Origin of the sequence: Enterococcus asini ATCC 700915, from assembly GCF_000407365.1 — a bacterium.
Classification (GTDB): Bacteria; Bacillota; Bacilli; order Lactobacillales; family Enterococcaceae; genus Enterococcus_C; species Enterococcus_C asini.
Map to the genome: position 1 here is coordinate 1,101,232 of NZ_ASVU01000001.1, position 26,380 is coordinate 1,127,611.

27 protein-coding genes and 1 riboswitch are annotated in these 26,380 nt (G+C 44.8%); of the genes, 11 read left to right on the forward strand and 16 right to left on the reverse strand.

The window, feature by feature from the left end; genetic code table 11:
* Positions 1-59 precede the first annotated feature (59 nt).
* Positions 60-1,262 (reverse strand): toxic anion resistance protein, encoded by a 1,203-nt coding sequence (locus I579_RS05430; protein WP_010754608.1) that lies wholly within the window; start codon positions 1,260-1,262, stop codon positions 60-62.
* 43 nt (positions 1,263-1,305) lie between these two features.
* Complete coding sequence (locus tag I579_RS05435) at positions 1,306-1,977, reverse strand: 5-bromo-4-chloroindolyl phosphate hydrolysis family protein (protein ID WP_010754607.1); 672 nt, start codon at positions 1,975-1,977, stop codon at positions 1,306-1,308.
* Positions 1,978-2,252: 275 nt separating this feature from the next.
* Here I579_RS05435 and I579_RS05440 point away from each other — a divergent pair, with 275 nt between their 5' ends.
* From I579_RS05440 to I579_RS05455, 4 genes are read left to right on the forward strand one after another with little or no spacing between them, the layout of a single operon-like run.
* Complete coding sequence (locus I579_RS05440) at positions 2,253-2,831, forward strand: NUDIX hydrolase (protein ID WP_010754606.1); 579 nt, start codon at positions 2,253-2,255, stop codon at positions 2,829-2,831.
* The gene (gene macP, locus I579_RS05445; protein ID WP_010754605.1) at positions 2,824-3,195 is read left to right on the forward strand and encodes a cell wall synthase accessory phosphoprotein MacP; all 372 of its coding nucleotides are present in this window, start codon (positions 2,824-2,826) and stop codon (positions 3,193-3,195) included. The genes I579_RS05440 and macP overlap by 8 nt, the downstream gene beginning before the upstream one ends.
* A 33-nt stretch (positions 3,196-3,228) precedes the next feature.
* On the forward strand, positions 3,229-3,924 hold the full coding sequence (locus I579_RS05450; protein ID WP_010754604.1) for a 5'-methylthioadenosine/adenosylhomocysteine nucleosidase: 696 nt from the start codon (positions 3,229-3,231) through the stop codon (positions 3,922-3,924).
* Between the two features lie 52 nt (positions 3,925-3,976).
* A complete protein-coding gene (locus tag I579_RS05455; protein ID WP_010754603.1) occupies positions 3,977-4,522 on the forward strand; it encodes a cysteine hydrolase family protein in 546 nt (181 codons plus the stop codon).
* A 380-nt stretch (positions 4,523-4,902) separates the two neighbouring features.
* Here the strand turns inward: I579_RS05455 and I579_RS05460 are convergent, their stop codons facing one another.
* The 6 genes from I579_RS05460 to I579_RS05485 all read right to left on the reverse strand — a co-directional run bounded on the left by I579_RS05460 (position 4,903) and on the right by I579_RS05485 (position 12,788).
* Positions 4,903-6,336: a helix-turn-helix domain-containing protein gene (locus tag I579_RS05460; RefSeq protein ID WP_162138696.1), complete on the reverse strand. Its 1,434-nt coding sequence runs from the start codon at positions 6,334-6,336 to the stop codon at positions 4,903-4,905.
* Between the two features lie 244 nt (positions 6,337-6,580).
* Complete coding sequence (brnQ, locus tag I579_RS05465; RefSeq protein ID WP_010754601.1) at positions 6,581-7,927, reverse strand: branched-chain amino acid transport system II carrier protein; 1,347 nt, start codon at positions 7,925-7,927, stop codon at positions 6,581-6,583.
* A 128-nt stretch (positions 7,928-8,055) separates the two neighbouring features.
* Positions 8,056-8,799, reverse strand: coding sequence for an amino acid ABC transporter ATP-binding protein (locus tag I579_RS05470; RefSeq protein ID WP_010754600.1), 744 nt, complete (start codon positions 8,797-8,799; stop codon positions 8,056-8,058).
* 11 nt (positions 8,800-8,810) lie between these two features.
* Positions 8,811-10,403, reverse strand: a complete 1,593-nt coding sequence (locus I579_RS05475) for an ABC transporter permease subunit (RefSeq protein ID WP_010754599.1) — start codon at positions 10,401-10,403, stop codon at positions 8,811-8,813.
* A 125-nt stretch (positions 10,404-10,528) separates the two neighbouring features.
* Positions 10,529-10,700: riboswitch (Lysine riboswitch) on the reverse strand.
* 127 nt (positions 10,701-10,827) lie between these two features.
* Positions 10,828-11,124 (reverse strand): hypothetical protein, encoded by a 297-nt coding sequence (locus tag I579_RS05480; protein WP_010754598.1) that lies wholly within the window; start codon positions 11,122-11,124, stop codon positions 10,828-10,830.
* 344 nt (positions 11,125-11,468) lie between these two features.
* Positions 11,469-12,788: an IS1380-like element ISSsu5 family transposase gene (locus I579_RS05485; protein WP_002338419.1), complete on the reverse strand. Its 1,320-nt coding sequence runs from the start codon at positions 12,786-12,788 to the stop codon at positions 11,469-11,471.
* A gap of 178 nt (positions 12,789-12,966) precedes the next feature.
* On the opposite strand from I579_RS05485, the gene I579_RS05490 reads away from it, so the two are divergent.
* Entirely contained in the window at positions 12,967-13,878 is a 912-nt protein-coding gene (locus I579_RS05490; RefSeq protein WP_010754597.1) for an EamA family transporter, read from the forward strand.
* 94 nt (positions 13,879-13,972) lie between these two features.
* Here the strand turns inward: I579_RS05490 and I579_RS05495 are convergent, their stop codons facing one another.
* The 4 genes from I579_RS05495 to I579_RS05510 all read right to left on the reverse strand — a co-directional run bounded on the left by I579_RS05495 (position 13,973) and on the right by I579_RS05510 (position 19,256).
* The gene (locus I579_RS05495; RefSeq protein ID WP_010754596.1) at positions 13,973-15,256 is read right to left on the reverse strand and encodes an MATE family efflux transporter; all 1,284 of its coding nucleotides are present in this window, start codon (positions 15,254-15,256) and stop codon (positions 13,973-13,975) included.
* Between the two features lie 229 nt (positions 15,257-15,485).
* On the reverse strand, positions 15,486-16,208 hold the full coding sequence (locus I579_RS05500) for an amino acid ABC transporter ATP-binding protein (protein WP_010754595.1): 723 nt from the start codon (positions 16,206-16,208) through the stop codon (positions 15,486-15,488).
* Complete coding sequence (locus I579_RS05505) at positions 16,201-17,661, reverse strand: ABC transporter substrate-binding protein/permease (protein WP_010754594.1); 1,461 nt, start codon at positions 17,659-17,661, stop codon at positions 16,201-16,203. Before I579_RS05505 ends, I579_RS05500 begins: the two co-directional genes overlap by 8 nt.
* 275 nt (positions 17,662-17,936) lie before the next feature.
* Positions 17,937-19,256 carry an IS1380 family transposase gene (locus I579_RS05510; protein ID WP_010753805.1) on the reverse strand — a complete coding sequence of 440 codons (1,320 nt, stop codon included), beginning with the start codon at positions 19,254-19,256 and terminating at the stop codon, positions 17,937-17,939.
* Positions 19,257-19,528: 272 nt separating this feature from the next.
* On the opposite strand from I579_RS05510, the gene I579_RS05515 reads away from it, so the two are divergent.
* Genes I579_RS05515 through I579_RS05525 form a run of 3 tightly spaced genes read left to right on the forward strand, consistent with a single transcriptional unit; the run spans position 19,529 to position 21,625 of the window.
* Entirely contained in the window at positions 19,529-20,224 is a 696-nt protein-coding gene (locus tag I579_RS05515; RefSeq protein WP_010754591.1) for an NAD-dependent protein deacylase, read from the forward strand.
* 12 nt (positions 20,225-20,236) lie between these two features.
* Positions 20,237-21,082, forward strand: a complete 846-nt coding sequence (locus I579_RS05520; RefSeq protein WP_010754590.1) for a chorismate mutase — start codon at positions 20,237-20,239, stop codon at positions 21,080-21,082.
* Between the two features lie 24 nt (positions 21,083-21,106).
* Complete coding sequence (locus I579_RS05525) at positions 21,107-21,625, forward strand: transcription repressor NadR (RefSeq protein ID WP_010754589.1); 519 nt, start codon at positions 21,107-21,109, stop codon at positions 21,623-21,625.
* Between the two features lie 257 nt (positions 21,626-21,882).
* On the opposite strand, the gene def is transcribed toward I579_RS05525, so the two are convergent.
* Positions 21,883-22,446, reverse strand: a complete 564-nt coding sequence (def, locus tag I579_RS05530; protein ID WP_010754588.1) for a peptide deformylase — start codon at positions 22,444-22,446, stop codon at positions 21,883-21,885.
* 239 nt (positions 22,447-22,685) lie between these two features.
* Here def and I579_RS05535 point away from each other — a divergent pair, with 239 nt between their 5' ends.
* On the forward strand, positions 22,686-24,077 hold the full coding sequence (locus tag I579_RS05535; protein WP_010754587.1) for a glycoside hydrolase family 1 protein: 1,392 nt from the start codon (positions 22,686-22,688) through the stop codon (positions 24,075-24,077).
* 84 nt (positions 24,078-24,161) lie between these two features.
* On the forward strand, positions 24,162-24,314 hold the full coding sequence (locus I579_RS12805; protein WP_010754586.1) for a hypothetical protein: 153 nt from the start codon (positions 24,162-24,164) through the stop codon (positions 24,312-24,314).
* Between the two features lie 77 nt (positions 24,315-24,391).
* Here the strand turns inward: I579_RS12805 and I579_RS12810 are convergent, their stop codons facing one another.
* The 3 genes from I579_RS12810 to I579_RS05545 all read right to left on the reverse strand — a co-directional run bounded on the left by I579_RS12810 (position 24,392) and on the right by I579_RS05545 (position 25,722).
* Entirely contained in the window at positions 24,392-24,568 is a 177-nt protein-coding gene (locus I579_RS12810) for a hypothetical protein (RefSeq protein WP_010754585.1), read from the reverse strand.
* 132 nt (positions 24,569-24,700) lie between these two features.
* Complete coding sequence (locus tag I579_RS05540; RefSeq protein ID WP_010754584.1) at positions 24,701-25,324, reverse strand: FMN-dependent NADH-azoreductase; 624 nt, start codon at positions 25,322-25,324, stop codon at positions 24,701-24,703.
* A 197-nt stretch (positions 25,325-25,521) separates the two neighbouring features.
* Positions 25,522-25,722 carry a CsbD family protein gene (locus I579_RS05545; RefSeq protein WP_010754583.1) on the reverse strand — a complete coding sequence of 67 codons (201 nt, stop codon included), beginning with the start codon at positions 25,720-25,722 and terminating at the stop codon, positions 25,522-25,524.
* Between the two features lie 285 nt (positions 25,723-26,007).
* On the opposite strand from I579_RS05545, the gene rpsO reads away from it, so the two are divergent.
* Positions 26,008-26,277, forward strand: a complete 270-nt coding sequence (rpsO, locus tag I579_RS05550) for a 30S ribosomal protein S15 (protein ID WP_010754582.1) — start codon at positions 26,008-26,010, stop codon at positions 26,275-26,277.
* Positions 26,278-26,380: the final 103 nt, after the last annotated feature.

The following is a 26,380-nucleotide window of genomic DNA, read 5'->3' on the forward strand; positions in this document are numbered from 1 at the left end:
TTCACTCATGTAAGTTTACTAGTTCCGTGCTTAAAACAGAGCAGCGAAGCGCAGAGGCCTTATTTTTGTGGGCCAGAAGTTAATTCCAAAAGTTTGGTTTTCAAATCTTCTTCCATATTGACCAATTCCACTTCGGCGGCCCGACGTTTTTCCTTGCCTTCTTGTTGGATGCGCAAGGTTTCTTGGATGGTTTCTACCAAGTCGTTTTGAGTCTTTTGCAAGGTTTCGATGTCCACGATTCCTCGTTCGTTTTCCTTGGCGGTTTCGATGGCCGAGACCTTCAGCAATTCGGAGTTCTTCTTCAAAAGGTCGTTAGTGGTTTCAGAAACTTGCCGTTGTGCAGTCACCGCATCTTTTTGACGCAAGAGGGTCAAAGCGATGACCACTTGGTTTTTCCACAAAGGAATAGCAGTGTTAATGGACGCTTGGATTTTTTCTGCCAATGCTTGGTTGGTATTTTGAATCAAGCGAATCTGTGGTGCTTGTTGGATGGTGATTTGTCGCGCTAGGCGCAAGTCATGAGTCCGTTTGTCCAAGCGATCCAAAAATTGGCTGTAATCGTTGACGATTTGCACGTCCATTTGGTCGCCACTTGCTTGGGCTTTTGCCATGGCTTCCGGGATGATCTTGGTTTTTAATTCTTCCGCTTTGAGTTCTCCCGCGGCGATGTAGATATTCAAGGCTTCGAAGTAGTCCTTGTTTTTATGGTAAAGCTGTTCCAACATTAAGTTGTCTTTTAAAAGACCGTTCTTTTCTTTGTCCAATTTTACGGCGATTTTGTCGATTTGGGCGCCGATTTTTTGGTATTTGGCGGTGATTTCGTAGATGGATTGTTTCACTTTGCCAAACATCCGTTTAAACAAGCTGCCTTCTCCCGCCCGAAGATCGTCTGGGTTGGCTTCGTTTAAGCGATACATCAGTTCCGTTAAGCTATCCCCCACAGGGCCGATATCATTGGCTTGTACGTGGTTTAACATAGACTGAGAAAACTCGCTTAGTTTTTGTTGCGCCACGGCGCCGTATGTGATAACCCCTTGCTGGTCGGTAGCGTCGATTTTTTCTGCTAGCTCTCGGGCTTGCTGTTGCCGTTCAGGGGGCAATTTATCCACTAAGCGATCGGCTTGTTGTTGCTCTTTTAACGCATTGATTTCATTTTGTTGGGTTTCCGTCAAGGCCCCCACAGGTGTGGAAAAAGGCGTGCCTAGTAAATCTTCTAATGCGGAATCTACATTTTGCTGAGGTACGTTATTGTTATCAGTCATCATTATTCCTCCAGTTCGTTTCGAAAAAAATCTAGCGTCACCGCTAGATTTTTTCAGCTGTCCTATTTACATTATCTCGTTTTAGACTTTGTTTGGCAATGGAAAGCTCCACGTCCATCTCTTCAAAATCATCTGCCACAAATTGTTGGTAATCTTGGGCGATTAAAGAGGCCATTTGATCGATAATCTGAGCACTTTCTTCAATCTTTTCGTAGGTTTCCCGACTTTTGATTTCGTGTTCATTGATTTCGATAAATTTGTCTGTGAGATCGACCATGTTTGGCAGGTGTGTGTAAAGAAAATGGTTGGCGCAGTGCAGTTTTTGTGGTTCTTTTACCAATTCTTTAAACAAAGCTTTGGCCGCCCGTAACGTATCCCGGCGCAAATCGATGGCTTTTAATTTGGCATTTTTGTTGATGTTTTTTTGGAGCTGCTCGATTTGTTCTTTTGCCATGCCCATGGTGTCTCGGAAATATTCAATTTCGCTTTGGCTCATGCCAGATTGCAAGTAGTGCTCTTCTTTTTCCTTGGATAGAAGGGGCAGACCTTGCTTGTTCGTCTTCTTTTTCGGACTCCCTTTCAAGCCGGTGACCACGAGGAAAACCCCAAAGGCGACCAGTAAGAGTGGGAAGAGCGTAAAGTTCGAGTCGGCCATACCGACAAACAAGCTCAGAAGCACGAGTCCCCCAATCGTTGTCAGGATGATTTTTTTCATGAATGTATCCTCCTAAAAGTAGGTAAGTGAAGTAAAATTGGTTAGTTCGTTCCCTTGCCGGTTTTTAGCACCGGTGATGTCTACGAAACCATTTTAGCACGCAGCCTAGGCAAAAAAAATCAGACTAAGGGTTGATTTTTTTAATTTAGGAAAAACATAAGGTTCTCAAGGGATTTTTAACTCCCAAGGCTTTTGGAAAACGTGTATACTACAAGTAGATCACGGTCGCCTAAACGACCCTAAAACTAGAATAACCGAATGAAAGTGGGAGAGAAATGCTTTCTTTTGAAGCTTTTGAAGAAAAAACGATCAAACGTGAAACGCTATTTACCGGTAAAATTATCGAAGTAGCCTTAGATGAAGTGGCTTTGCCTATGGGAGGTACGGCCAAACGGGAGCTAGTCTTCCATCCTGGAGGCGTGGGCATCGTGGCCATTACGCCGGCCGAGAAGATGCTTTTTGTCCGCCAATTCCGCAAACCTTTGGAACGGGTGATCTTAGAAATTCCAGCAGGGAAAATCGATCCAGGAGAAGGCAGTCATCCAGAAGTGACCGGCGCCCGGGAATTAGAAGAAGAAACCGGCTATCGTCCGCAAAAGATGACCCATCTGGCTTCCATGTACCTTTCCCCAGGCTTTGCCAATGAAATGCTTCATCTGTATTTGGCAGAAGGCTTGGAAAAAGTCGAAAACCCTCGAGCCATGGATGAGGATGAAGTGCTGGAAGTCTATGAGCTGACCTTAGATGAGGCCTTAGAACGAATGAAAACCGGGGAAATCTGCGATGCCAAGACCATTTATGCCATTCAATACTGGCAGTTGGCCCTGGCGAAAGGACGGGAGTGCCATGGCTAAAGAACCTTTAATCACCCGCAGTAGCTTGCGCAAACACCGGGAAAAAGCCGACCGGGAGCAGACACAAACAGTCGACTCCGAACAATCGGCACACAATGTGACCCGGATTCCCAAAGCCACCTTGACCCGGGAGCAACCCTTGATTCAAGAGCAAGTACCAGGCTCTGAGGAAAATGGGGTAGCCCCAAGTAAAAAGCGGGGCTCTAGCTTTTTCCGCAAAGAAGCCAAGGCGCCAAAGACTTTGAAGAAAAGCCGTAGTGTGGAAAATCAAAAATCCCGGGAGCTAAATGGCTTTTTAGTCCGCTCCATTGTGGTGGTCTGCTTATTGATCGTCGTAGTAATGCTAGCGACTTTCTTCTTATAAAATTGAATGTGAAATGAATAGGAGCTAATCAAAATGAAAATTGGAATTATTTGTGCCATGGATCAAGAAATCAAAGTGCTACGGGAAAACCTGGATCATCCGGTTTCCTGGGAGCGGGCAAACGCCTTGTTTATCTCCGGGGGCATCGGGGCCCATGAGGTGATTTTGGTGCGTTCCGGCATCGGTAAAGTCGCTGCCAGCACGATTACCAGCCTCTTGATTCAAAAATATGGCGTCAACATGGTGATCAATTCCGGTTCCGCTGGGGGCATCGGCAAAGGCCTAGCGGTAGGGGATGTGGTCATCTCTGAAAAATTGGCCTACTTTGATGTGGACGTGACCGGCTTTGGCTACCAATACGGCCAATTGCCAGCAGGGATGCCTTTGTACTTCGAGGCCAGTCGCTATTTGATCAGCGAAATGGAAAAAGCCGCGGCGGCTACCAATCACCACGTGCACAAAGGGCTGATTGTGACCGGAGATACCTTTGTTAACGACCAAGCCAAAGTCAAAGAAATCTTGCAACACTTCCCAGATGCTTTAGCCAATGAAATGGAAGGAGCCGCAGTGGCCCAAACAGCCATGCTCTTCCAAATTCCTTTCTTAGTGGTACGGGCGATTAGCGACACGGCGGATCACGAAGCGGCCCAAACCTTTGACGAATTTATCGACGAAGCCGGAAAACGCTCTGCCCAGATGGTTTTGGAATTTTTGCACCACCTAGTCTAAGCAAAAAAGACGACTGATTGGCAGCACCGAAGAATCCAAGGAGGAAAAGACGATGAAAGCATTGATCTCCATTGATTACACCAATGATTTTGTGGCTACTGACGGCAAGTTGACTACCGGCGAGGCAGGCCAAGCCATCGAAAGTGAATTAGTGACTTTAACGCAAGCTTTTCTGGAAGCCGGGGAGTATGTGGTTTTCGCCATTGACGCCCACGACCCTGCTGACCAGTATCATCCGGAGAACAAATTATTTCCACCTCACAATGTGATCGGTACGAGTGGCCGCAAGCTTTACGGCAGCTTGGAGACATTGTACGAAGCCCATCAGGAGAAGGAAACTGCTTACTGGATCGACAAGCGTCACTACTCCGCCTTTAGTGGGACGGATTTGGATATTCGCTTGCGAGAGCGAGGCATTCGTGAACTTTACCTCACCGGGGTCTGCACGGATATCTGCGTCTTGCATACCGCGGTAGACGCCTATAATCTAGGCTATCAGCTAGTGATTCCCGAAAAATGCGTGGCTAGCTTCGATGAAGTCGGCCATGAATGGGCACTGCGACACTTTAAAAATACCCTAGGAGCTAGAATTATTTAGCAAAAAAGCGTCTGTCAGTAATTAAGCTGACAGGCGCTTTTTGATTATTACCAATGCATTAAACAAAAAAATCGCCGCTGGTCAGGCGGCGAAAAAGAGGAGAAAAATGAAAAAGTGTTAGGGTTTGTTGGTATGAATAAAGAATACCCAAGAAGTTTGAAGATTTCATGATGGGAAAAAGCCAAAATTGTAAAGAAACCTTCAGGAAACCCTTAAGCTCATCAACAGGCAAAAAAAGAGCCTACCAGTTGGAGGCTGGTAGGCAAGGAGTTAAAAAATGAAAAAGTGTTAGGGTTGTTTGTTGGTATGTGTATACTATAGCTAGGAAATGTGAAGGATATGTGAAAAAAGCCTAATCATCTGTTTAAGTTTCCAATTCTTTAGCGATTTTTTTTGCGGACCAAAGTCGCCAAGTGTTGCAACAACGCAATAGACTGGGGTTCGCTACCAGTGTGGTCCCAAAAGAAGACATTCGCCTCTGGAAATTGTCGACTGAGGATCAAAGAAGAGGTGATGACCAGATCGTAGTCCTTCAGGTGCGCACTGTTAAAGGTCTCCCAAGTAGCAAATCTCGTCTCTGCTAAGAAGCGTTGCAAGTTGGTAATCAGCAAATAATTGTGCTCTAAGGCAATGCCCACGTTGACCTTGGTGGCGAATTTTTTCCAATCAAAGAAGGGTTCCAAGATTTCGGTGAAAGATTTGGCGATCAAAGGAATCGTCTCCGGTGTTAGAAAAGAACGATAATCTTCCCGCCCGCTGATCTCGGTTAAAAAGTCCTGACTGCCTTCTTGGAGCTCTCGCAAGCTACGGACCGGGGCTTGTTCTCGCCCTAAAATATGGGGGATGCTCGGGAAAGGATGCTTAATCGTGTAGTAGCCAAAGCCAACATTCAGCAAATTGCCCAAAATGGTCGGCTGACTCAAAACCTCTTCATAGTCTTGGAAGAAGTGCTCTTTGGCCCAAGCCAAATAGTCTTGTGCCAGTAAGTACACCGGGTTCGGGCGTTGGGCAAAGTCTTTTAAGGTGTGCAGTAAAGCCGGATCGTCGTCGATGGTATAGAAAGGAATGATGTGGGACAAGAAATAAATGAAGCTGACTTCTTGTCTTTTTTGCCGCGGATTTAAATCAAAGAATTCCCAATCATCGAGCTTCGTCATATCGTAATAGGAATTGTCCTTCAACAAGAAATTGTAGGATTTGTCATAGCGCACGTAGTTTTGTTTTTTCAAGCGCAGATAAAAAATCGCCGCCAAAAACTTCAATTCGTGGCGTCCGATATAGGTGCGCGCAAGTGGAAAATGAATGGCGAAGCGGTCCACTAAGTCCTCGGCAATCGCCTCATCCATGGCAGGAAAAGGCCAAGTGACTCCTTTGACGCCCAGCCAAGTAATATTGAAAAGGGCTAAGCGAATTAAGCGCTCGTCACCAGCCATGCCGGCTTCCGTATAAGTAAAGCGCAGTTTGAATTGTTTCAGATAAGTTTTGAGACTTTCGATTTTACGCGAGACGGTGGAACGGCTGGAGTTGTAGCGGATACAAAAATCATCGATGCTTGGTTGGTCCTCATTTAGGAAATACAAAATAAATTGGAAGGGAACCGATGATTGGAGCAAGTGATAGCGGTAGTCATCCAATGTACAGGAGAGATTTTGACTGTTGATCTTCCCGGCCCGTAAGAGAATCGACTGATGCTCCGGATCCAACTGGGCCAATTCTTGATCAATTTCGGTTAAATCAATAACGGTTTGTTGGTAATTGAGTTTCATTTCAGAAGCAATCTGGGCAATCGGATAACTAGGACTTGCCAAATACATAATTTTTTTAAATAACTTATATTTTATTAGGGTTGACGAATCCATGAGTAATTCCTCAAAGTGCATAAAAGAACATCCTCCATTCGGTTACTCTTTAAGCCTATTGTAGCGTTTTTTGGCGAAACTGTCAGTTGATAACAATTGTTGTGCATAAACAAAAACCGTGAATTATTCCCGGAATGACGGCTTTGTGAAGAATCATACGAAAAAAGACGCCCGCCAAAAAGCGAGCGTTTTTTCTTTGTTATTTAGGTTCCTTTTTTAGAAAGCTCCAAAGCAATCCTAAAATAAATCCGATGGAAGCCGGTAAAATCCAACCCATGCCAATGTCAAAAAACGGGAGGAATTTCTCAGCTACTTGGAGCAAGTTTTGGGCGAGAGCACTTTCTTGAATCACACTAGGGCTGGCTTTTAAGCCATCAAAAAAGGCCGCAATCAAGGTGAAATAAGTCGTCAGCCGGTAGACACTCCCACGCTGACCGAACAAAGGACCAAACAAACCTAAGAGAATCAAAGTAATCGCCAAAGGATAGATGAACATCAAGACCGGTGTGGAAAATTCGATAATCTTCGTCAAACCCACGTTGGCAAACAAGCAAGGCAAAATACTGGCTAGAGCCACAAAAAAGCCATAGCTGCGTTGCGGGAATAATTCCACGAAGGTTTCGGAAAAGGCAGTAATCAGGCCGATGGCGGTCTTCAAACAAGCGATGATCACGATTAGGGCCAACAATAGGCTGCCCCCAGTGCCTAAATAATACTTGGCAATCTGAGCGAGGGCGATCCCACCGTTTTCACTTAAGGGAAACTTCCCTAAGCTCATGGTCCCCATAAAGGCCAGTAGAGAGTAAATGATACCCATTAAAATAATACTAATGGAGCCGGATTTCACCGTATCAATGGCGAGGGTCGCGGGTTTTTCCACGCCCATGCCTTTCAAGGTTTTGATGATGATGATCCCAAAAGCCAATGAAGCCAGAGCATCCAAGGTGTTGTAGCCTTGAGTGAACCCAGTGACGAAAACATTGTGCTGATAAGCCGCTTGAACCGGGGCATCGGCAATGCTGCCTAAAGGTTTAAAGAAAGCGAAGGCCAAGAGCACTCCTAGCAGCAGGAGAAAGACCGGATTCAGAAATTTCCCCACGTAAACCAAAAGCTTCGAAGGCTTCCGGGACAAAGCCCAAGCCGTGATAAAGAATAAAAGGCTAAACAAGGCTAAGAACAATTGGTGCTGAGCTTGAGGGAGAAAGGGGGCCAGTCCGATTTCAAAAGAAGTAGTGGCCAGACGCGGCAAGGCGAAAAAAGGACCAATGACCAGATACAACAACACCGTGAAAATCAAGGCGTAGCGTTTGTTGATCCGGGAAGCCAAATCGAACAGGCCATTGCTACGAGAGACTCCAATGGCCACGACCCCGAGAAAAGGTAAGCCAATTCCGGTGACTAAAAAGCCAAGGTTGGCCATGAAGATATTACTCCCTGCTTCTTGTCCCATGTGCACGGGAAAAATCAGATTGCCGGCACCAAAAAACAGTCCAAAGAGCATGGAGCCAACAAATAAATAATCGCGAAAACGTAATTTTTTTTCCATGAAGAAACTCCTTTAAAAATGAGAAATAGATGAACAGAATCTATAACAAAATACCAGATAAATCCCACGAAGACAACGTTTTTTATCTAAAAAAGGCGAGGAGTAAAATCCTCGCCTTAAAACACATTTTATTCGCTTTCCAAAACCCGGGACAAGAATTCCTTGGTGCGGGCTTCTTTGGGGTGACCGAAGATTTCTTCCGGGGTTCCTTCTTCGGCAATCACACCTTTGTCCATGAAGATCACCCGGTCAGATACATCTCTGGCAAAGGCCATTTCGTGGGTCACGATTACCATGGTCAAGCCAGTGTGGGCCAAGTCTTTCATGGCTTTCAAAACTTCGCCGACCATCTCCGGATCGAGAGCGGAGGTGGGTTCGTCAAAAAGCATCACGTCTGGATTCATGGACAAAGCACGGGCTAGCGCCACCCGCTGTTTTTGTCCCCCAGAAAGCTGAGCGGGCATAGCATTTTGGAAGCTGGCCATGCCGACTTTTTCCAAATTCGCCAGAGCAACTTTTTTGGCTTCGGCATTGTCCCGTTTCAAGACGGTAGTTTGGCCGGTGGTGCAGTTTTCCAAGACATTCAGATTGTTAAAGAGATTGAAAGATTGGAAGACCATGCCTAGGTGCGTCCGGTATTTGGTCAAGCTGTAGCCTTTGGCAAGGACATTTTCTCCTTTGTAGTAAATCTCCCCACTAGTCGGTGTCTCCAAAAGGTTGATACAACGCAATAAGGTGGATTTTCCGGAACCAGAGGAACCGATGATGGAGACCACTTCGCCTTTTTTCACCGCAAAGTCGATGTCTTTTAAGACTTCATTGTCCCCGAAGCTTTTCTTTAAATGTTTGATTTCAATGATGGATTCTGTCATGAGTTCTTCTCCTATTCTTTCAATTCCCCAGAGGTAGCGGTCTCGGTTTTTTCATAGGAAGCGGGGCCATCCAAGCGACTTTCCAAGAAACGCAAAAGCCGGGAAACGGTGATGGTCATTACCAAATACATCACCCCGATAATGGCAAAGGTTTGGAAATATTGGTAGTTGGTTCCGGCAGCAGAGTTCCCTTGGAAGAAGAGGTCCGCTACAGAAATCACGCTTAAGACCGCGGTATCTTTAATATTGATCACAAGTTCATTTCCGGTAGCCGGTAAGATATTACGCAAGACTTGTGGCAAGACGACTTTGCGCATGGTTTGTCCGTGGGTCATCCCAATGGCTTGAGCGGCTTCAAATTGCCCCGCATCCACGGCGAAAATCCCTCCCCGGACGATTTCTGACATATACGCCCCAGTATTAATGGAAACAATCAATAAGGCGGCGAAGGTTCGATCCAAATTAATGCCAAAAGCCATACCTAAACCGTAGAAGATGACCATGGCTTGCACCATCATTGGGGTGCCACGGAAAACTTCGATGTAAATGGTCAATAAGCTGTTGCAAAGTTTTTGGAGCAGAGTACCTAGTTTGCTGGTCGCTTTTGGCAACGTACGGAAAACACCAATCAATAAACCAATCCCGGTTCCCACCACGGTGGAAAAGACGGCGATAAAGAGGGTTAAGCCCGCCCCTTGTAAGAAGAGCTTGCCATAGTTGTTCCAAATATTTTTAAAGTCATGCATCAGCCCACCTTTTTCTTGGGTGCTTACCGGTTGGTCTTTAATCGCTTGATCCATTAATTTAACCCGCTCATCGGCAGAAATTCCGCCTAAAATTTCATTGACTTTGGCGATATCAGGATCGTCTTTGCGCATTCCAATGGCTACTTGCACATCTTCAGGGTTGGTTTTAAAACCCTGGCCTTCCGCAAATTCCACCATTTTGTATTTCTCGTTTGCGGTTTCCGCAGTGACGCCTTCAGGTCGCTCGCTGACATACCCGTCGATATCTCCCGCAAGTAAGGCTGCCCGCATTTGGGAGAAACTTTTGGAGGCTTGGCGTTTTTCCACCTGTGGAATTTGGTCGATTACCGTGTAGTGGAAAGTGGATTGTTGGGCGGTAATTTTGGCTCCGGCGAAATCTTCTAAGGAAGTTGCCTTGGCGTATTTGCTATCGGCGCGGACCACGACTACTAAATCTGATTCATAGTAAGGATTGCTAAAATCAATTTCTTTTTTTCGTTCCGCAGTCGGGGACATGCCGGCGATTACAGCGTCGATTCTTCCGGACTGTAAGGCCACCGGTAGGCCGTCCCATTCGGTTTTGACGATTTCCAGTTTTTTCCCTAGGCCGTCAGCGATTTTTTTGGCGATTTGGACATCGTAGCCTCCAGCCCAGCTATTGTTGCTGTCACCAATGGGCACCGCACCATTTTTATCGTTGGTTTGGGTCCAGTTGAAAGGGGCGTACCCTGCTTCCATACCTACTCGGAAGGTATCTATTGGGGTTTTCTCATCGGCACTAACATTTTGCGATAGTCCCAACGTGATAAAGGGCACTAAGAAACTTAACAAGACAAACAGGGTGAACTTCTTTTTCATACTTTTGCTCCTTCTTGAGATCCGCTTGCAATCGGGGAAGTTTCTGTCCGTTTTGGCGAACAAAAAAACAGCCGTCCCTATGCTTAGGAAACGGCTGTTAACAAAAATGCGTTGACAAACCACTCACAAAACATAGCGCACCTTGGCAATTGCCAAGACAGTCTGCAAATTGTTCATTTGCAGCCCAACGAAAAAGGAGTAGCATCCCCTTGTCGTTTCGGCGAATGTCCCTAGGCCTGCTTCAGTGCAATGCTATGCTCTGCAGGTGTAATGACCTTCGCAACCTCTACTCGGTGAAGTCGGTATCTCGATTTTAATAATTATCTGATTTACATACTGGAGTTTACTAGAATTGAAAGAGAATGTCAATTTTTTCAGAAAACAAAAAAACCAATCTTAAATGAAGACTGGTTTCAAGGATTACTTAGGCGTTTTTTGGTTTTGGTTCCCGACCAAGGATCGCTTGTAGGACAGAAAGTACAACTAAGACGCCCAAAATCAAATAGATTAAGCTGGAGTATTGAGTAATGCCCCAACCCCAAGTGCGGTAGATCGCCAAGACGATAGCCAAAGCGATTGCGGCGATGACATTAAACAATGCAAAAGCCCACAAGTTGCCGTTTTCTTTTCTTGCCAAGTAAAAAATGGTGAAGAAAACGCTCAATGCAGCCCACGCGATGCAGACAATAATAGTAGCCCAGTAAATAATAAATGGTACCATGATTTTCACCTCACTTTATTCCTTAGCCATTTTACCATGTTTCCCTTGGAGTGTCATGAAATGACGGTTTATTGTGAGAAAAATACGCAATCATTTGACCTAAAGAAAAGTTTAAGATATTTTTAAAAAAGAAAAATGAACCTGAATAATTCATAGCTCTAAATTTAACCTGTTTTTTTGAACAAATTGCCAATTTTTAAATTAGGCAGATACTTTCTTCCAAAATAATGTGTTTTCGAACAGGATGCCTACGGAAGAAGATCATAATAAAAATTATTTGTCTATTTAAGGGCAGACGAATCCCTTGAAAAAGAATCGGTTAAAAAATTTGTGTGATAACTAGTCTAAATCCATTGTTTGGATCGCCGCAGGCGTTCAAAAACCTTATAAAATTCAGTTTGATACACATGATAACTTGACAGTTTGAGATAGACCTGTCTCCCAGTCTGAACAAGTTTACCGGCTACTTTAAGCAATATCAGCCGGATGGAATGAATCGTCATGCCCTGGTTCACTTTATCAAAACCAATGCTTTTTAAAAAATTAACGAGGTTGTATGCAAGGACACTGATCATCATTCTGACATGATTTTCTAAGAAACGCGGGCTATCTGTTTTATCGAAGTAAAAGCCACCTTTCGCTTCTTTGATGAAATTTTCCATTGTTCCTCGCTTGCCGTAAAGAGAAAATATGACTTCAGGCGAGACATTGTCGGATAGATTAGTCACAATAAACGCATGATGAAATAGCAATTCTCCTCCTTCACGGACGGAGCGTATACAGACACGACGAGGTTTCGACCAGGATTGTGCTTGATAAGGTAGTGAAAAATACTGCACTTCTCGCTCTTCCCATTCTTGATTGTCCCCGTAAAGAACAGAATGTTCAGCTAACTGACTTAACCTCCGATTGCTCTTTAATCGGATAACGTACTGGCTTTCAGTTGCTTCACAAGACTCATACACCTCTGGTGTGGCGAAGCCGCTGTCACCCCGAACCAATATCTCGGTATGAGGTAACGTGCTCTTGTAGTGGTGTAAAAGCGGGTTGATAAAGGCTTTTACCCCTTTAGATGTGTACTGATTGCCTGAACGCAGTTCAGCTTTTAAGAAATCTCCGGTCAGTCCATCAAAGGCAACTAATGGGTGATAGCCGTAGGTTTGATAATGGGCATTATAATCTGTTTGTTCTTGGCGTCCAAAGGTATCCGAATGTGTGGAATCGACATCAATGATTAACTCGGTGTCATTGCGAATTAAACGTGCTTTATCAATCAATGACTGATTTAATGCTTGGAGTTGATCGATGTTCTCCTCGGTGAAACGATCCAGAAACCGTGAGATTGAGGATTGTGATGCCAACTGTTTTTTACCGAGTACAGCTTGAAAGACAGGATCCCGTCTTAATAGATTAGCTGATGAGTCTGCCGAGTAACCAGCAATTAATTGCATAATAAGCTGTTCCAATATCGCTAAGTTATCATGGGTAAAATAAGCCCGATGATCTGTAATATGGAGCCATTGTTTAGCTAAGTGCGAAAAGCCGAAGGTATTCATTAATTCTTTAACCAGGACTAACCCCGAATCACTTGATAGACGACCACCGGTATGTGAAATAGTGATATTTGAATTGAATTTAACTTGATTTTTGTGTAAGCTAGTCATGAGAAGAACTCCTTTCTTATGGTTGGTTTCGTCACCTTTACCATAGCAGAATGGGGTTCTTTTTTCATCACTTAAGGGGTGAAACTAAAAAAGTAATTATCAGACTGCCGTTAGGCAGTTTCAGACGGTTTCAATTAAAAAGTATGAATTATTCAGGATGAAAAGGGAAGTGAAAAGCATGTGGTTTGCATCGGCATTGATTACGATTCTGGCTTGGGGTACCGCCGATTTATTCTATAAAAAAGGCAACAATATCAAAGATCCTCATTCCGCTATGAAGACCACCATCATGGTCGGCTTGGTCATGGGGGTTCATGCCATTGGATATTACGGCATTTATGAAGGGGTTCAGTACGATTGGCACAATCTGCTCTTGTACTTGCCGGTTTCGGGGATGTACATTCTGTCCATGGCCATTGGTTATTTCGGTTTGCGCTATATCGAAGTCTCGATTTCTTCTCCGATTAGCAATTCCTCTGGAGCGGTTACGGCGCTACTAGGGTTCCTCTTCTTGGGTAATTCCTTAAAGAGCCTACAATTTGTGGCGATTACCTTGATTTTGGTCGGGATTTTGCTTTTATCCATCTTTGAAAAAGAAGCGGACGATTTGGAGCTGAAAAAAGAAGGGGTCAAAATCGACGCCAAGTATCGGGTCGGTGCTGTGGCGATTTTATTTCCGATTTTGTACATGGTCATCGATGGCTTGGGCACCTTCTTGGACAGCTATTATTTAGAGTATAAAAACATCATGCCAGAAGATCAGGCAAATATGAGTTATGAATTGACCTTCTTAATCGTAGCTTTGGTCTTATGGGCCTACTTGGCTTTCGTGAAAAAAGAACGCTTTGCTCTTTTCCATGAACGGGACAAAGGTTTGGCGGCGATTTTCGAAACCTTGGGCCAATTCTTCTACATCGGAGCGATTTCCAGTAAAGAAGCGGTGATTACCGCGCCACTGATTTCTTCTTATGCGATTGTCTCGGTGATTTTAGGCCGTATCTTCTTGAAAGAACGCTTAAAGGCTAAACACTATGTCGTCATCGGAGCGATTATGATTGGGATTGCGATTTTAGGCTTTTATGATGGGTGAGTAAGGAAATAACGAAAAAAACTGCCATGACCGTGGATCTGAGTCATGGCAGTTTTTTTAGCAAGTCTAACTATCTTTGGCCTTACGCGTTTGTTCAGCCGTTCTTATGTTGTTTGCGATAGCGGATTAAAAAGCCAGCCGCAATCGCCAAGGTGGCAAATTCCGCAAAGGGTAAACTGCTCCAAACGCCGGTGATTCCCCATAGTCGGCTGAAAATCAAAGCCGCGGGGATGATAAAGAGATAGCCCCGGAACAAAGCGATGGCAAAGGCTTGCCGGACCCGTCCTACCGCCGCGAAGAGAATCGACAGGAGGATGTTTTGGCTTGAAGCGAAGAAGGATAGAAAATAAATGGGAATTCCCGCTACCGCTAATTTGGTCAATAGGGGGTCTTGATCCGTATTGAAAAAGCCGGTGACCGGGTATTTAAACAGTAGCAATCCCAGATACAAGCCCGCCGCTAAAAGGAAGCTGACTTTCATCCCGTAACGAAGGTAAAGACGTACAGCGGCCTCGTCGGCTTTACTAGCAGCACGACTGATCAAGGGCTGCACCCCTTGGGCCACTCCGGTAAACAAAGCCAGTCCGACTAAGACCACATTGGCCAAAACGCCGTATGCGGCCACCGCCACGTCCCCTTGTAAGGACAAGAGCAGTTGGTTGAAAATCAAGATACAAATCCCGGTACTCATCTCTGTCAAGAAAGAGGCCGTCCCTAACTGCACACTGTGGGACAAAGTATCCCAAGTTGGTCGGGCAAATTTTAACTGAAGCTTTCGCTGGGGCTTTTTCCGGTGGAGGCTGAGAATCAAGAGACTCAAGACTGGCGAAAGAACGGTGGCCAAAGCTGCCCCCGCCATGCCCATATTCATAGGAAAGACAAAGATATAGTCAAAAATGATGTTAAACAAACTGGAAGAAAGCATGGCCATCATCGCCAGTTGGGGATTGCCATCGTTTCTAACAAAGGCCAATACCAGATTATTCAAGATGAAAAAAGGTGCCATAATCAAAATGAAACGCAAGTATAAGACGGTTAAATCAAGGGTTGCGACACTGGCCCCGAGGCCTTGAGCAATCGGGGTGGCAAAAAAGAGCCCGGCCAAAGTGAAGAGACTGCCGATACCCAAGCCAACTAGAAGTAGTTGGGAAAAGTAATTGCCTTTACTGCCCCGCAGACTAAATAGGGTGGCACCCCCCATACCGAATAATAATCCTAAACTATTGAGCAGATTAAACAATGGCAAGGCGATATTTAAGGCGGTTAATCCCAGATTGCCCACGCCTTTTGCGATAAACAAGGTATCCGCCAAGATGTATACGGACAACCCTAAAGTACTGAGCACGCTACGCAAGACGTAGCTGCGGACTTCTTTCATATTTCTTTTCCTCCAAAAAAAGAGCTGGCTTATCCCTTTGTCAGGACAAGTCCGCTCTGAATTATTTCTGTCGCTTTTTCGTGAACCATTAGTCCCGCCCATTCTAGCACGAGGGTGGGGCAAGTACAAGCGTACAACTAAAAACAGGTTGCCGTAGAATTTCTCGGCAACCTGTTGTGTTGTGTACAAGATTTATGAAGTGTAAGTGTGCGGTCTTCGCTCCAGCGGCTTACAAGACTTTTCGCAAAAAGTCTTGGGTCCGTGGGTTTTGGGGATTGTCGAAAATGGCTTCTGGTGTACCTTCTTCTTGGATAATCCCCTGGTCCATAAAGATTACCCGGTCTGCTACTTCTTTGGCAAAGCCCATTTCGTGGGTGACTACCACCATGGTCATGCCTTTTTCCGCTAAGTCTTGCATAACGGCTAGAACTTCGCCGACCATTTCTGGATCCAATGCAGAGGTGGGTTCGTCAAAGAGCATCACATCAGGTTGCATAGCCAAAGCCCGAGCGATGGCCACCCGTTGTTGTTGCCCCCCAGAAAGACTAGCGGGGTAAGCCGAAGCTTTATCCGCTAAGCCCACTTGGTTTAGTAAATCCAAAGCCCGAGCTTTTGCTTCCTCAGTCTTTTCTTTTTTGACTTGAATCGGGCTGATGGTCAAGTTTTCCAAGACCGTCATGTGAGGGAAGAGGTTGAAACTTTGGAAGACCATGCCCATCTTTTCCCGCAGTTGGTTGATATTGGTACTTTTGTCTAGGAGATTTTTTCCTTCAAACTCAATGGTCCCCCCAGTGGGTTGCTCCAAAAGATTCAAACAGCGTAGGAAAGTGGACTTCCCGCTACCGGAAGGGCCGATGATGACCACGACTTCTCCTTTGGCGACATCTAAATCAATGCCTTTTAGGACTTCATTGTCCCCGTAAGTTTTATGCAGATTGCCAACTTTAATCATTAGCCATTCTCCTTTCAGCTACCCCTAATAGACGGGAAATCGTAAAGGTCAATACAAAGTAAATCAAGGAAACGATCACGTAGGGGATGAAGGGTTTGAAGCTGGCCCCTTGAACGACCCCAGTTTGGAAGATTAACTCGGAAACCCCGATTACGGAGACCACGGAAGATTCCTTAATCACGGTGACGAATTCATTGCCCAAGGCCGGCAAGATGTTTTTCACGGCTTGAGGCAAGATGATAAAGCGCATGGCTTGGGCTTGGCTCATCCCTAATGAACGAGCGGCTTCCACTTGGCCTTTGTTCACGGCATTGATTCCGGCCCGAATGATTTCCGCCACATAAGCTGCACTGTTTAACGCCAGGGCGATACAGCCGGCAGTTAGCTTAGACATATCAAAACCTAAGACTCCGGTACCGAAATAAACGATGAAGATTTGGACCAAAAGGGGAGTGCCCCGCACGTATTCCACATAAACGGTGGCGATGATTTTCAAGAATTTGTTTTTCGCCAGTTTCATTAAGGCTAAGATGCCCCCGAAAACAGCCCCAAAGAGAACCCCGATAAAGGCAAGGAAGACTGTGTAGCCGGCGCCAGAAAGGTAATAAGGCAAGTATTTGCCTAAGAAGCTTTGTTCTTCTTCGGCGAACATCAAATCATTGGCTTCTTTTTGGTAACCGGTCAATAGGTCTTGGTCGCGGATTTCGGCGATGGAGTCATTGACTGCGGCTAAAAAGGCTGGAGCTTCTTTGGAAACGGCGGCGGCCATTTCTTTTGAGCCTTCTTTAAAGACCACATTGTCGGCGATAGCTAGGTTTTTGTTGACCTGAGCGTAGGCATCCGCCACAGGGCCTTCTAAGATGACCCCGTCGATTTTTTCATTGGTTAAATTGGTGATGAGGTCTGGTACTTTTTGCAAGGAAGTCACGTCGGAGTCCGGCAATTCGCTTGTGGCTAGCTCTTCTTGGTAGCTTTGCTTTTGCACCCCTACCGTTGCACCGTTTAATTTATCAATGGAGCTAAATTTTTCTTTGTCGGCTTTGCGCACGACAACTTTTTGAGTGACGGTCATGTAGCCGTTGGTGAAATTCACTTCTTTTTCCCGTTCCGGTGTCGGATTCATCCCAGAGATGACCATATCCACTTTCCCGGTTTTCAAGGCTCCTAAAAGAGCATCAAAGCCCAGTTCCTCGACTTTTAATTTGACTCCCAGGTCTTCGGCGATTTTCTCGGCGATGGACACATCGAAACCAACGATGGTGTCTTTGCCATCCACCGTGGCGTGAAATTCAAAAGGGGCGTAGTCGGCGGATAATCCTACGACTAACTCCTGATTGGCTTTCACCCGGTCCAAGACAGGATCGGTTTCGGCGGCGGCTACATGCAATGGTAATAATGAGAACAGCAACCCGATAAGTGGTACGAGCGCCAGTAAACCAGTTCTTTTTTTCATGTGACAAGCTCCTCTTTATACACAAAATTTCTGATAAATGAATAAAAATTCATATCGGCGAGGTTTATACTAGCCCTGAATAATTCATAGCTCTAAATTTAAGCTATTTTTTTGAACAAAGTGCCTATATTTAAATTAGGCAGATACATTCTCCCAAAATAATGTGTTTTCGAACAGGATATATACGGAAGAAGGCTATAATAAAAATTATTTGTCTATTTAAGGGCAGACTGACCCCTTGGAAAAATAGGTTAAAAATTTTTACGATAACTAGCCTAAATCCATTGCCTAGATCGCCGTAGGCGTTCAAAAACCTTATAAAATTCAGTTTGATACACATGATAACTCGACAGTTTGAGATAGACTTGTCTACCTGTTTTAACGAGTTTTCCGGCAACTTTAAGCAATGTCAATCGTATAGAATGAATCGTCATCCCCCGATTCACTTGTTCAAATCCAATGGTCTTTAAAAAATTGACGAGGTTGTAAGCCAGGACACTGATCATCATTCTGACATGATTTTCCAGGAAACGCGGACTATCTGTTTTGTCAAAATAAAAGCCTGATTTCGCTTCTTTGATGAAATTTTCCATTGTTCCACGCTTGCCGTAAAGAGAGAATATGACTTCAGGCGAGACATTATCGGATAGATTCGTCACAATGAATGCGTGGTGAAAAAGAAGCTCTCCTGCTTCACGGATTGATCGAATACAAACGCGACGGGGTTTTGACCAGGATTGTGCTTGATAAGGGAGTGAAAAATACTGTATTTCTCGGTCTTCCCATTTTTTATTATCCCCATAAAGAACAGAGTGTTCAGCTAACTGACTTAACCTCCGATTGCTCTTTAATCGGATAACGTACTGGCTTTCAGTTGCTTCACAAGATTCATACACCTCTGGTGTGGCGAAGCCGCTGTCACCCCGAACCAATATCTCGGTATGAGGTAACGTGCTCTTGTAGTGGTGTAACAGCGGGTCGATAAAGGCTTTTACCCCTTTAGACGTGTACTGATTGCCTGAACGCAGTTCAGCTTTTAGGAAATCTCCGGTCAATCCGTCAAATGCAACTAATGGGTGATAGCCGTAGGTTTGATAATGGGCATTATAATCTGTTTGTTCTTGGCGTCCAAAGGTATCCGAATGTGTGGAATCGACATCAATGATTAACTCGGTGTCATTGCGAATCAAACGCGCTTTATCAATCAGCGACTGATTTAATGCTTGGAGTTGATCCATGTTCTCCTCGGTGAAACGATCTAAAAACCGTGAGATTGACGATTGTGAGGCCAACTCTTTTTTACCGAGTACAGCTTGAAAGACTGGATCCTGTCTTAATAGATTAGCTGATGAGTCTGCCGAGTACCCAGCAATTAACTGCATAATGAGTTGTTCTAATATCGCTAAGTTATCATGTGTGAAGTAAACACGTTTGTCTTTAATATGGAGCCACTGTTTAGCTACGTGTGAAAAGTCGAAGGTATTCATCACCTCTTGAACTAAGACCAAACCCGAATCACTCGATAAGCGACCACCTGTATGTGAAATAGTCAAATTTGAATTGAATTTTACCTGGTTTTTGTGTAAGCTAGTCATGAGAAGAACTCCTTTCTTATGGTTGGTTTCGACACCTTTACCATATCAGAATGGGGTTCTTTTTGCATCACTTAACAGGTGAAAATGAAAAAGAAAATGAAGACTGCCGTTAGGCAGTTTCAGACGGTTTGAAGTCAAAGTATGAATTATTCAGGACTAGCATATAATTATTAAAAAGAAAAGGGCCATGTGAAAAAACCAACCATAAATTTTCTCAAAGCACGCCTGACCGTAAAATGAAAAACGAGTATACTAGAAAAGAGGTGAAGAAGATGTGTAGCACACCAGCACAAGCAGTAGCAAAAATTCAATCTGCCCAAGCCATTACGTTTTTGACTGGGGCCGGGGTTTCCACGGCTTCTGGGATTCCTGATTATCGTTCGTTAAATGGTGTTTATCATGATTTAGAAGCACCGGAGTATTTACTGAGCCGGGATTGTTTAGAGGCTGAGCCAAAGAAGTTTTATGACTTTGTCTTGCGTTTGTATCATCCTAAGGCCCAACCAAATGTGATTCATCAAAAAATCGCTGAGTTAGAAAAAACGAAGTCGGTGTGGACGGTTTCTCAAAACATCGACGGACTGCATCAAAAGGCGGGAAGTCGCCACTTGGTGAATTTTCACGGCAGTCTTTATCACTGTCAGTGTCGCAAATGTGGCAAAAGTGTACCTTGTCAAGAATACTTGAAAAGTGACCGGCACGCAGGATGTGGCGGGCAACTACGGCCGGAAATCGTCTTGTATGGGGAAGGTTTTTCCCAGTCAGTTTTGGATCAAGCAGTGACTGCGGTGGCTCAAGGGGATTTGATCGTGATTGTGGGCACTTCTTTTCAAGTACACCCTTTTTGTGACTTGATTCACTATGCCGCCACGGACCAAATCATGGCGATTAACCAGACGGCCCTATCTTTGCCAGTGCCTTTTGACATGGTACAATGTTCCGGAGAAGAAGTATTTTCATTACTGTAAAAGGAGCTTACGATGAAGACAGAAAAAGAAAAGATGATCGCCGGGGAATTGTATTTTGCTGCCGACCCGGAACTCGTAGCCGACCGCAAAGATGCTCGGATTCAATTGGCACAAATCAACCAAGAAATGGACAGTGACAAGCGCCGCGCACTTTTAGGGGCAGCTTTTGGTTCAAGTCAGGGCTTGCCTTATGTGGAGCCAAATATTCGTTTTGACTATGGCTACAACATCCACGTGGGCAAGAATTTTTATGCCAACTTCGATTGTACCTTTTTAGATATTTGCCCGATTACCTTTGGGGACAACTGCATGCTAGGGCCAAATGTCCAAATCTTAACCGCAACTCATCCTTTGCATCCAGTGAAACGCAATAGCGGTCTGGAAGCCGGTAAACCCATTACCGTGGGGGACAATGCCTGGTTTGGGGGCGGCGTGACCGTGATTCCCGGGGTGACTTTGGGCGACAACGTGGTAGTAGCGGCCGGCGCTGTGGTGACGAAGTCTTTCGGGGACAATGTAGTCATCGGTGGCAACCCCGCTCGCATTATCAAAACTATCGATTTAGAAGAACACGCGTCAGGGGATGCTGAAGACCCATTGCAAGCTCCTCGGAAAGCCATTGACCGCATTGACCGGGAGTTGGTGCGTTTATTAGAAGAGCGGATGCAAGCGGTGACCAAGATTGCCGACATCAAAAAAACGCAAAAAATAGAAGTCTTAGACACTTCCAGAGAAGCCGCGGTCTTGCAACAAGTAGCGGCTAAAGTGGAAAACGAAGAGTACGAAACAACCATTGTGGAGACGTTTAAAGACGTTATGAAGCATTCCCGGGCTTATCAAGCAAAATGTCAAGATTAGGCCGGGTAGAAAGGAACGATTAGGATGCTAGATGGAGTACAACGGCGCGAGGAGATTTTACGACAGCTGGGACAAAGTGAGCGTCCCTTAAGTGCCAGTCGCTTTGCCAAGGAGTTCGGTGTCAGTCGTCAGATTATCGTGGGGGATGTGGCTTTATTGCGAGCCGCCGGAGAGGAAATCATCGCCACGGCCCGGGGTTATCTCTTGGAAAATCAAGCAGAGCAAGGCTTTTTAAAGAAGATTGCGGTGCAACACGAAGCCAAAGATACTCGCATTGAATTAGAAACGATTGTAGCCAATGGCGGGGAAATCGTGGACGTGATTGTGGAACACGCCTTGTATGGCGAATTGGTAGGCGGTTTGCATATTCAAAATCAGAGGGATATTGATGATTTCATCACAGCTTATCGCAATACCAATGCTAATCTCTTATCGGATTTAACCAATGGCATCCACTTGCACACGATTCGCTACCAAAAGCCGGAGGACATCGAAAAGATCCAAGCGGCTTTATTGGAAAAAGGAATTTTGTATCAGGAATAAGAAAATTGGGACTGTGACAATAGTTAAGTCACCGTCCCACGAACTGAACAATACCAAACGTGAGACGCAAGCAAAAGAAGGCTCTCTTCCATTAAAAATAATTGGAAGAGAGCCTTCTTTTCATTGCTAAAAATTTCAAACGCTGACTAACCTTGATTTCATCACTTAGAAATAACGTATGTCCCAGTCTATTTTTTGCTTATAGCATCCAATCGAACAAAGCAAGCCCGGCGAATCGCCGAGCCTGCTTTGCTTCATTATTCAATCACCAAGACGCCTTCTTTTAGTGCGAAAGGATTGCCTTCATTAATGTGATCGTAAAACATCACGCCATTTAAATGGTCGATTTCGTGTTGCACCACGATGGCTTCATAGTTCTTCAAGCGTTTCTTTTGTTTCTTGCCATTTTCATCGTAGTAGGTCAAGGTAATCCGGGCGTGGCGCACCACGTAGCCTGGAACTTCCCGATCCACGGAAAGACAGCCTTCCCCTTCACCCAAACAAGCATCTTGAACGGAATGGCTCAAAATTTTTGGATTGTACATCACGGTACTCAAAGTTGGTTCCGGATTTTCCGGGTCATTGCTAGGAACGTGCAATGCGATGATCCGCTTCGAAATATCTAACTGAGGAGCGGCTAGTCCGACACCACCTCGTAGGTGCAATTCTTCCGCTTTCACGGGGTCTTGACTATTTTGTAAAAACTCGAGCATTTCATGGCCTAAATCGATGTCTGCTTGGGATAGGGGAAATTGGACTTCTTCTGCGACTTTGCGCAAAGTCGGGTGTCCTTCCCGAATGATATCCTCCATCGTAATCATGTCGTTCACCTCTATCTTTTTCTCATTTTAACAGTTTACCACAAATCTGCTTTCCTGGTTTAAAAGCAAACTGAAACTTTAACAGGCTTTAATGAATCTCGTTTTTGTCAATTTGCTAGATTGGTTGTCAAAGGACTAGACCTCATAGTAAAATGACAAGGAGTAAGAATCCGCTTGCGGAGAAAATTCTTTGTCCTAAACGGATAGCACAGCCATTACAAAACAAGGAGGAAAACGACATGTATCAATTTCCAAAAGGCTTTTTATGGGGAGCGGCTACTAGTGCGCCGCAATCAGAAGGAGCGGCTTTAAAAGACGGCAAGAGCCCAACGACTTGGGATAAGTGGTTTGAAATGGAGCCGGAACTCTTTTATGACCAAGTAGGACCAGAAAATACTTCTAACACGTATGAACTATACAAAGAAGATGTGGCCAATATGAAAGCTATGAATCTGAATTCATTCCGCACCTCCATCGCCTGGAGTCGTTTATTGCCCGACGGAAAGAACTTAAATCCGAAAGCCGTGGCCTTTTATCGGGATTATTTCCAAGAGTTAGTGGACAATGGGGTAGAGCCGATTATTAATCTGTTCCACTTTGATATGCCTTGGTGGTTAATGGAAAAAGGCGGTTGGGAAGCTCGGGAATCCGTAGACCATTTCGCTTATTATGCCAGTGTGGCCTTCGAGCAGTTCGGCGACATCGTGAAAAAATGGGCGACTTTCAATGAACCATTAGTCCACATTGAGTGTGGGTATTATGGGGATGCTCATTGGCCGAAAGTCCATGACTTCAAGCGGGCCATTCAAGTGGGCTACCACACTTTGTTGGCCCATGCGAAAGCTGTGGCGGCCTTCCGAGAATCAAAATACAACGACGGCCAGATTTCCATCATCTTGAACTTGTCCCCAGTTTATCCAAGAAGCCAAGAGCCTGCCGATTTAGAAGCGGCGAAATGGGCGGATCACATCTACATTCGCAGTTTCTTAGACTGTGCTGTTAAAGGGGATTTTGCCGATGAATTTGTCGCTTTATTGAAAGAAGCCGACTTGGCACCAGTGACAGAAGCCGGCGACCGGGAAATCTTCTTAAACAATACCGTGGATTTTGTGGGCTGTAATTACTATCAACCAATGCGAGTGCAAGCGCCGGAAGTAGCGAAACGTCCAATTAGCGATCCCCATGATTTGTTCGCTCCTTACGATTGGCCAGAAAAACGGATTAACCCTCATCGTGGCTGGGAAATCTACCCTCGGGGAATTTACGATATTGCCATGCGCTTAAAAGAAAGCTATGACAATATTCCTTGGTACATCTCCGAAAACGGGATGGGAGTTTCCGAAGAAGAGCGCTTCGAAAACTTAGATGGCATCATTGAAGACGACTATCGGATCGAGTTTATTGAAGATCACTTGGCGGAATTACACCGGGCCATTGAAGCCGGATCCCCATGTTTTGGCTATCACCTGTGGACTTTTGCGGACTGCTGGAGCTGGCTCAATGCTTACAAGAATCGCTACGGCTATTACCGAGTGGATATCAAAGACGGGTTTAAGCGCACGCCGAAACAGTCCAGTTTCTGGATGGCCGACGTGATTGCAAAGAACGGTTTTTCTCGGGAACAAATTTAAGCTACCTAGCTGAAACGGTTTACAAAAAGGTAGCAAGTAGTAGACTGGATACTAAGGAGAGTGTATCAGTCAGGAGGGATGCTTATGGAAAGCATCGAAAAAGTAGCTAGCGGGTTATTGGCTTTTTCAGGTTTTACCAGTATCTATCTCGGCGGTCCTTTTGTTCTTTTGTTTCTTGTCGCAGTCGTTGGTTTTGCGGGCGTAAAGGTGGCAAAAAACCGTCAATCTGTTCAGTGATTCAAACGAACTCTCCTGCAAAAACACCTGGAAATGATTTTCCAGGTGTTTTTTTGCGCCTAATCAGTATAGGCGGTTCAGTTTTTTTCGTCCGCTTCTGGGGCAGACTTCGCCTCGTTGGCCTTTTTTAGTTCTGTGGCGATGGCTTTCAGTTGTTTCCAGATGTTAAAGCCGATAATCAAAGCCAAGACAATAGCGAGGACGCGGCCAATGATGAATAGAAGATTTAAAAACACAGCCAGATTTGTTGTCATGGGGAAGTCCACCTTTCGTGTCACTAAGATAGTTTTAGTTTATCACGAATGACAAAGGCATAAAGCGCTTTTTATAAGGCCCACAAAAAAAGACGGAGCGAATGCGCCGTCTTTTTTTGAGTTGAGCAGGAATTAGAAAGTTTCCGCTAACGTTTGAGCTTCTTTCGTTGCAGCTGCCAAGATTTCTTCGGCTTTTTCTGGTTCGTAGTCGATACCTTCAATAAAGATTTGATCTACAGAATCCACGCCTACGAAGTTCAAGATCATTTTCACGTATTGAGATGCAGGGTCTTTGCCTTGGTAGAAGCCCCCGTTGGATTGGATATGCAAGGCTTTCTTGCCTTTGGTCATGCCTACAGGACCGTTTTCTGTGTAGCGGAACGTTTTGCCCGCCACGTTAATGGTATCAAACCAAGCTTTCAAGCGAGTTGGTACGTTTAGATTCCACAAAGCATTGGCGATGATTACTTTGTCCGCAGCTAAGAATTGGTCGATGGAAGCATCGAAAGCAGCAACTTTTGCTTGTTGGTTCACCGTTAAGTCTTGCAGTGGGGTGCCAGAACGCAATTTGCCCCATGCATCGAGGATTTCTTCGTCAATTTCAGGGACAGCGTCTTTCCCGTAAAGGTCCAAAACTGTGATTTTGTCTTCTGAATGTTTTTCTTCATAGGCGGTCAAAAAGGTTTTTAAAATTTGGATTGACCGGGATTTTTCATTGGATAGTGGATGGGCTTTGATAACTAGTACATTACTCATACGAACACTCCTTGTGCAATTTGAATTTTTTACTTGTAAATCGTAAGTGGCTTTATCTTAAGCGAGAACGATTTCCTAGACAACCTTTCTGCTTGTATTGAGATTCACAAGGGAAGATAGGGAAGTGTGTGCCAAAGTAAAAAGCCAGCCACGTGTAAAGTGACTGGCTGAAGCAATCAGGAAAAGTGCCTAACTGCTTATTCTTTTTTATCTTTGTCTTTCAAATCATCTACAAACTCATTAACTTTTTCCGCCACATCATCGGCAGCTTCTTTGACTTTGTCTTTGATTTTGCCGAGTTCTTGTTGGGCTTTGCCTTTTAGTTCCTCGGACTCGTCTTGGGTTACTTTGCCTTTGATTTCAGTTGCTTTGCCCTTTAGTTCATCTTTGTCTACCATAATGAAAGCCTCCTTTTAATTGATGCGAAACGTTTACACAATTTACGATACCATGAGTGAAGAAATTATTGAAGTAACTTGCTTGTGAGCTGTCTGGCTTTGATAGCATGCGGTGAGTGACCAGTAGAAGAAGCTTTCCAAAGTTAAAACCTTAATTAAAAAACTTGCATTTTCTGGTTCTTCGGGTACAATGTTACTGTGTGTAAACACACCAACTGTTACTTGGTTCGGCGATTCACCAACGCCCTACTCAGTTGCAGGGGACAAACGAAAGAGGTGAAAGAAATGGCAATTTCAAAAGAACGTAAAAACGAAATCATCAAACAATTCGCTCGTACTGAAGGAGATACTGGTTCTCCAGAAGTGCAAATCGCTGTTTTAACAGAAGAAATCAACGAATTGAATGCTCACATCCGTGTGCATAAAAAAGACCACCATTCTCAACGTGGTTTGATGAAAAAAGTCGGTCATCGTCGTAACTTGTTAGCTTACTTGCGTAACAAAGATGTACCTCGTTACCGCGAATTAATCAAAGCATTGGGCTTGCGTCGTTAATGTTTGCAAAAGTGAGGTTCACACTGAATCTCACTTTTCTTTTTGTAATCAAGTAGTCGGCCGGTTTGGTGAGACTGGCAATATCAGCAGTCTGTGAGGCGCG